The 6,382-nt window shown below is 44.5% G+C and carries 7 protein-coding genes; 1 reads left to right on the top strand and 6 read right to left on the bottom strand.

Translation table 11 applies throughout. The features are described 5' to 3' along the window. The first annotated feature begins 262 nt into the window (after positions 1-262). Positions 263-472 (top strand): hypothetical protein, encoded by a 210-nt coding sequence (locus AB6C75_RS09535; RefSeq protein WP_009845895.1) that lies wholly within the window; start codon positions 263-265, stop codon positions 470-472. A 162-nt stretch (positions 473-634) separates the two neighbouring features. Here the strand turns inward: AB6C75_RS09535 and AB6C75_RS09530 are convergent, their stop codons facing one another. The 6 genes from AB6C75_RS09530 to AB6C75_RS09505 form a co-directional block, all read right to left on the bottom strand. Then, positions 635-1,516 carry an L-ribulose-5-phosphate 3-epimerase gene (locus AB6C75_RS09530; RefSeq protein WP_372107637.1) on the bottom strand — a complete coding sequence of 294 codons (882 nt, stop codon included), beginning with the start codon at positions 1,514-1,516 and terminating at the stop codon, positions 635-637. 8 nt (positions 1,517-1,524) lie between these two features. Continuing rightward, a complete protein-coding gene (locus AB6C75_RS09525; RefSeq protein ID WP_009845897.1) occupies positions 1,525-2,172 on the bottom strand; it encodes a 3-keto-L-gulonate-6-phosphate decarboxylase UlaD in 648 nt (215 codons plus the stop codon). Positions 2,173-2,176: 4 nt separating this feature from the next. After that, positions 2,177-2,998 carry a pyridoxal phosphatase gene (locus AB6C75_RS09520; RefSeq protein ID WP_372107636.1) on the bottom strand — a complete coding sequence of 274 codons (822 nt, stop codon included), beginning with the start codon at positions 2,996-2,998 and terminating at the stop codon, positions 2,177-2,179. A gap of 111 nt (positions 2,999-3,109) precedes the next feature. Further along, positions 3,110-3,802 (bottom strand): L-ribulose-5-phosphate 4-epimerase, encoded by a 693-nt coding sequence (locus AB6C75_RS09515; RefSeq protein WP_372107639.1) that lies wholly within the window; start codon positions 3,800-3,802, stop codon positions 3,110-3,112. A 16-nt stretch (positions 3,803-3,818) separates the two neighbouring features. Then, positions 3,819-4,286: a PTS sugar transporter subunit IIA gene (locus AB6C75_RS09510; RefSeq protein ID WP_009845900.1), complete on the bottom strand. Its 468-nt coding sequence runs from the start codon at positions 4,284-4,286 to the stop codon at positions 3,819-3,821. A 66-nt stretch (positions 4,287-4,352) separates the two neighbouring features. Then, entirely contained in the window at positions 4,353-6,176 is a 1,824-nt protein-coding gene (locus AB6C75_RS09505; RefSeq protein ID WP_372107635.1) for a PTS ascorbate-specific subunit IIBC, read from the bottom strand. Positions 6,177-6,382 lie beyond the last annotated feature (206 nt).

The following is a 6,382-nucleotide window of genomic DNA, read 5'->3' as shown; positions in this document are numbered from 1 at the left end:
GGCTACCGATGTATTGTTGAACGCGAAATGTACAGCAAAGATCAACACGCCCTAATCACCATACATAAAACCTATTCATGATCGTCTTAATATGATCTTATTCAACAATCCGACAATTAAACGAATTGATGCAATAAAAGCCGTTGTTTTACTATTGAAATCATATTTTGAACACATCTCACCCATTTTTACTTAAACCAAGTAGAGTTGCATAAATTGAAGATGATATAGTCCACGAAAATCAAATACCTTGGACACGACCATGCATTCTAGCGACATCATCAAATTGGCAAATTTAGGCGTTAATATCGAAATTTCAAAAGACTCTTCATTACATCCTTCTGATGCGTTGGAAGTGGTAAAGATTGTTGCTGAAATCGGTAGCCAAATCGTCATCAAGAAGAAATACCACACGGACTACCTGATTCAGATGGCTGAAGTGGGCCGTGATCATGTGACGATCGCTGTTTAAGAACCGCCACTATTTCGAAATTGACATAACCTCAGCTTCAACAGTTTAGAGCGACATGTTGATATAAAAATGCAGCATATTGGGGGCAATATGCTGCATTTTCTCTTTTCGTTATGAGCATCGAGAACGCAAAGAGAAACTGGTTAATTATTCTAGGTAGAGTTAGTGGTCAAACAATCTCGGAACACCCGTTTGAACACAAACTTCATTCAAACGTTTTTGTGCCGTCAGTATATTCTCTTTCCAGCGTTCATCTTGAGCCCACATCTCGATCACCAGTGGTACGACGCACTCAGTCTCCTTCAACGTTTCAAAAATAGCATTGAAGTCAACTTCGCCATCACCAATCACTAAGTCTCGAAACTGCCCTTTGTACTCGTCAGTCACTTTATAAGTGTCTTTGAGGTGGATCTGAGTGATATGAGGCTTACTCAGTTTTAGCTCAGTCACTATGTCGTAATTCCAACCAGAAATATTACCCACATCCGGATACGCCGTGAAATACGGTGAATTGACTTCGCGACCCAGCACTTCGAACTTGCTTAAAGAGTTCAAGTAATCGGTATCCATGATCTCCACAGCAAGCATTACGCCCGACCTTTCCGCCAACCGCGCCGAAAGCTTCATTCCTTCAATGAACCTCTGATGGGTCACCTTATCCGCAGGCTCGTAGTAAACGTCATACCCAGCCAGTTGGATGGTACGAATACCCAACTTATAAGCCAACGAGATCGCTTTCTCCATATGGATAACCGCTTGTTCTCGAATCGCAGGGTCAGCAGATCCAAATGGGAACTTACGATGCGCGCTTAAACACATGGATTGCAGCGGTACGCCGTGCTTTTCACAAAGACGACGCAAGGCATACACTTCTTCGTCATTCCAATCTAGTCGGCTGCGACGCTCGTCTGATTCGTCTACCGATATCTCAAGAAAATCAAAGCCGAGCTCTTTGGTTTGCTTAAGTTTATCTTCCCAGCTGAGTTCGTTAGGTAGAGCCTTCTCATAAAGCCCTACACGGTGGCGTAACAGGTTTTGATACATAACGCCTCCTAGTTCCAGTAGCGATCGATCTGAGCTTTTAGTGCTTCTGCTGTTTCTTTACCTTTGTCACCCGCAAGTGCGCGACCCGCGATAAAGGTTTTCGCCTTAATGCCTTCAAATAGGTATAGGTCTTCAGGCACGATGCCACCTGTGATAGAAAGCTCGATACCCATTTCAGACAATGCACGCATCTTCACGAGATCTTCTTCAGTCCAGCCCACACCAGCTAATTCAGCGTCACGAGAACGGTGATAAATCGCTTGTGAAATACCTAGGTCTACCCAAGATTGAGCGTCGTCCATTGTCCAGTTACCATAAATTTCGATTTGGATTTCACCGTTAAATTCATCAGCGACTTTCTTACATGCACCAATGGTTGCGATATGTGCAGCAGCAGAAACGGTAATCCAATCAGCGCCCGCTTCGAATGCCATACGAGCCAAAATAGCACCGCCATCGGTGGTTTTCATATCGCATACAAGGATATGGTCTGGGTGGTTTTTACGAAGCGTAGAAACCGCCGTCATGCCTTCTGCGAAAGCCAAAATAGTGCCCACTTCAATCACATCAACGAAGCTTTCAACGTTGTTTGCCACTTCAATTGCTGCAGGAAGATTTGTTTGGTCTAGGGCGATCTGAATCATTGGTTTAGTCATGTTGTTATCCTTTAATTTGTTCACGTATTAGACGGGCTAAGCCATCATGGTTGTTATCTGTTGAGCACACGCACTGAACGTGTGACTTGACGATGTCATCAGCATTGAGCATCGCTACACCTAATCCGGCGTACTTGAGCATGGAAATGTCATTGTGGTTATCACCGACGGCAATGACGTCATCGGCGTGATAACCGAGTTCTGCGATGTATTCAGCAAGGCGTAGGCCCTTACTGTTACCTTTTGCAGCAAAGTCGATTCGGTTTGACCAAGAACGCTCACCGTTGAAGTTCTCTTCTATCCATGGGTGTTGCATTAAACGGTCTACTGAGTCTTGGCTACCTTCCACCACAAACTTCCAAACGTGTTCGGCTTGCTGAGCCGTTTCAATGAATGATTCCACTTGGTAAATTTGAGGGCGATGTTGCTCTGGTGCCGTTTCTGCCCAGCTTTCCAATGCCAACATGTACGCAAATGGGTTGTAGTGTGAGTACGTCATGGCATGCGTGATGTACATGACCATTTTGAGCTGAAACTCTTCTGCCATATCGATGAAGGTCAGCGCTTTGTCTTTATCTATCGCGTTTTGAGTCAGTACCGTTTCAGTCTGATAGTCGTAAACATAAGTGCCGTTACAGCAGATGACTGGCGTATCTAACCCCAATTCGTAGTAATAAGGTCGTGCTGCTGTGTGGTGTCGACCAGTCACAATCACGACATGACAACTTTGTTTGGCTTCTTGGATCGCCTTTTTCAGTTCTGGATGAATCGTGTGATCATCCTTTAACACGGTTCCATCGAGATCTAACGCCAGCACTTTATACATAGAGTCCTCTCACTTATTCCCTGAAGTCGGGCCTAATCAATATTGAAACTACTTAGAGTCGAAGCTCGTTAAACGGCTTACTTAAACAGCCTACTTAAACGAACATCCGATTTACTGTTGGCCGTAATAAGCATTTTCACCGTGCTTACGTAAGTAGTGTTTGTCGGATAGTTCTGGCTGAATTTTGATGCCGCTGTTCAAGGTGCGCGTTGCCAACGCCATTGCAGAAACTTCTTCTAATACCACCGCGTTGTGAACCGCATCGTTGGCATCTTTGCCCCAAGAGAAAGGTGCATGTCCTGCAACAATCACGCTGGGAACGGCCATTGGATCGATTCGACGCTGCTTGAACTCTTCAATGATCACCAAGCCGGTATTTTTCTCGTACTCTTTAGCAATTTCAGAGTGAGACAATCGACGAGTACATGGGATGTCACCGTAGAAATAGTCAGCATGAGTAGTACCCAAGGCCGGAATATCGATACCAGCTTGTGCCCAAATTGTGGCACTGCGTGAATGAGTGTGAACAATGCCACTCACTTCCGGGAAAGCTTTATAAAGCTCTAAATGAGTTGCGGTATCACTTGAAGGATTAAGTTTCCCTTCAACAATGTTGCCTTCTAGATCGACGACCACCATATCTTCAGCTGTCATATCGCAGTATTCGACACCTGATGGCTTAATCGCTATCACGCCATTAGTACGGTCAAACTCAGAGACATTGCCCCAAGTGAATGTCACCAAACCATACTTCGGAAGCTGCAAATTGGCTTCTAAGACGCGTTGTTTCAGTTGGCTATATATAGACATAGTTGTCTCCTTACGCTGCTTCCGCTTGCAGTAACGCAGCATCAATTAAACGCGCCACTTCTTCTGGGCTTTTGCATGCGCGAAGTTTTGAGAAATCTTCATCGAACTCAATCAAGTTCGCCACTTGCATGGTACCGTCGATGTGTTCTTCTGAATCTTTACCCGCTAGCGTGATCAGTACATCAACTGGCTCATCAACACCTTCAAACGTAATGGGCGTTTCAAGCACGGTTAACGCAAACCCGGTACGAATCACACCATCTTCAGGCCGGCAATGAGGCAGAGCGAACGCATCGTGAATACAGATATAAGGGCCTTCTTCACCAATCGCTTTGGTAATCGCGTCGTAGTAACGCTCTTCAGCAACACCGGCTTTAACCAATGCGTCAGTACCTAGCTTGATCGCCGCTTTCCAGTCAGTTGCTTTTGCGTTCAGTAGGATAGAGTTATTCTTGATAAGAGATTCTTTTAAGTTCATGTTATTGCTCACTTATATAATTGTTTTTATTGGCTCAGCAGTGCGATACCACTGAGCCGTTTATCATTATTTGTGGAAGTTGTTCTCGATGATGGAAACAAGCTCGTCGCCGAAAGTTTTCACCATAATCATGTTCTTAACCGCTAACTGTTGCTTACCTTCCGGCAGACCCGTGATCTTCGCTGCCAGAGCAACCGAAGTAACGATGATGTCGAATGAACCAAGGTGCGATTTGTAATCAGTGATAGCGCTGTTAAAGGTCGAACTAGGAATGCCTTTCTTGTCCAAGTACTCTTTGATTTTCTTAGAGCACATCATTGAAGAACCTTGCCCTGAACCACAGCACACTAAGACACGAACCGGTTTCTGTTCAGCTGCTGGTGAGACGCGAATTTCTGACGTTGTAGGAGCTGATAGAGATTGAGCAGTTGCTGTTGATTGTTGTGGTACTGCGACTTCAACCTCAATGCCCTCAGGTGTTACTGCGGTCATTGTTTCAGCGGCATCTTCTGCGTCTTCTTCAGCTCGTAGTTGTTTAGAAGCGAAGTACATGTAGACACCAGCTAAAGCCAAAATCCCGAAGAAGAACATGTTAGAGCTCGAAATACCTTGCATGATAGGTGGGAAGACGAGAGCCCAGTCAGCCATACCCATCCAGCCATTAAACTCTGCTCCCGATTGAGCAAAGATATGAATTGCCCAAGCAGAACCAACCACCTCGATGATGCCCATCACGAAACAGATCTTCATTACCGCTTTCCAACCACCGAAGTGGTTCGCAAACACACCAATCGTCGCGTTCGAGAAGAACATTGGGATAAAGCCAGGAATGATCATGATAGGAGAATCAAAGGCTAACATTGCAAGAACGGCTGTGAATTGACCAACAGCGCCCCACATGAAACCGAACACCATTGCATTTGGAGAGTATGCGTAGATAGCCGCACAATCGATTGCTAACACAGCGTTAGGAATAAGGCGTTGAGAAATACCATTAAATGCCTCAGACAATTCCGCTACGAACATACGGACGCCGGTGACGATAACTTGAATAGCCACTGCGAATTTCAACCCAGTTTCGAAAATATAGATAAACCAGTGTGTTTTTCCTGCCATGTCTTGAAGGTTATCAAGACCAAATGAAAGAAGAATAATGCCGAAGAAAGCAGTCATGACTAGCGTTGTCGCTGCGATACTGTCGTGGAAAATGTGTAACCATTTAGGCAGTTTGATGTGGTCAACGCTGTCATTTTTGTCGCCAAGCTTAGGAGCAACCTTTGTCGCTACCCATGACGCAAACTGTTGTTGGTGACCAATAGAGAAACCCGCCCCGCCAGTAACCTCTTGGGTAGGCTTGAACATGATGTTAGACGAGATACCCCAGTACAACGCCATCAATATTGCTGAATAGATGATGGTTTCCCACATACCTGCACCAAGCACGAAGTAGAAAACAGCAATGAGGCCAGCTTGTTGGAACATGATATGTCCCGTAAGCATGATGGTTCTGATGCCCGTGATGCGGCGGAAGGCAACAAGAAGAATATTGAGACCAAGTGCCAGTAATACGGCATATCCAACCCAAGAATAATTGTCTCCCATGGTCTCCATGGTAGACATCATGGTTGTGTACGGATCTATCACTGACCCCGTCAATCCATGAATCTCACTCATTTTCAGAATCACTGGTTTGAAACCCGCTACCAATGTTCCTGCACCTACCTGCACTATCATGAAACCAACGATGGTTTTGATAGAGCCGGAGATAATAGTTGTTGCGTCACGCTTGAGTAGAATGTAACCCAGACAAGTAACAAGACCGAGTAGCAAAGGTGTTTTGGTCATTACCTGACTGTAAAAAATATAGAAAATATCGTATAAGAATTCCATATCTTTACCCCTGATTAATTTTAATTTTAATGGTATGTAGGATGTGATGATGTCTATTTTTGCTCACGAATTAGACTTTACCAATCAAAAGTAATCATTCAATGCTCACTTGTGATTACTTTGATTTATGTCAATTAACCACACCCAGAATGTGCCTAATTGAGCTTCGGATCACACCAAAAAACAACAAATCAAATAAAATCAAT

The sequence above is a fragment of the Vibrio sp. 10N.237.312.B06 genome (assembly GCF_041464685.1).
In the GTDB taxonomy this organism is placed as follows: Bacteria; Pseudomonadota; Gammaproteobacteria; order Enterobacterales; family Vibrionaceae; genus Vibrio; species Vibrio tasmaniensis_A.
Note: the sequence above shows the minus strand (reverse complement) of the source record. Positions and strands in the feature narration are given on the sequence as shown.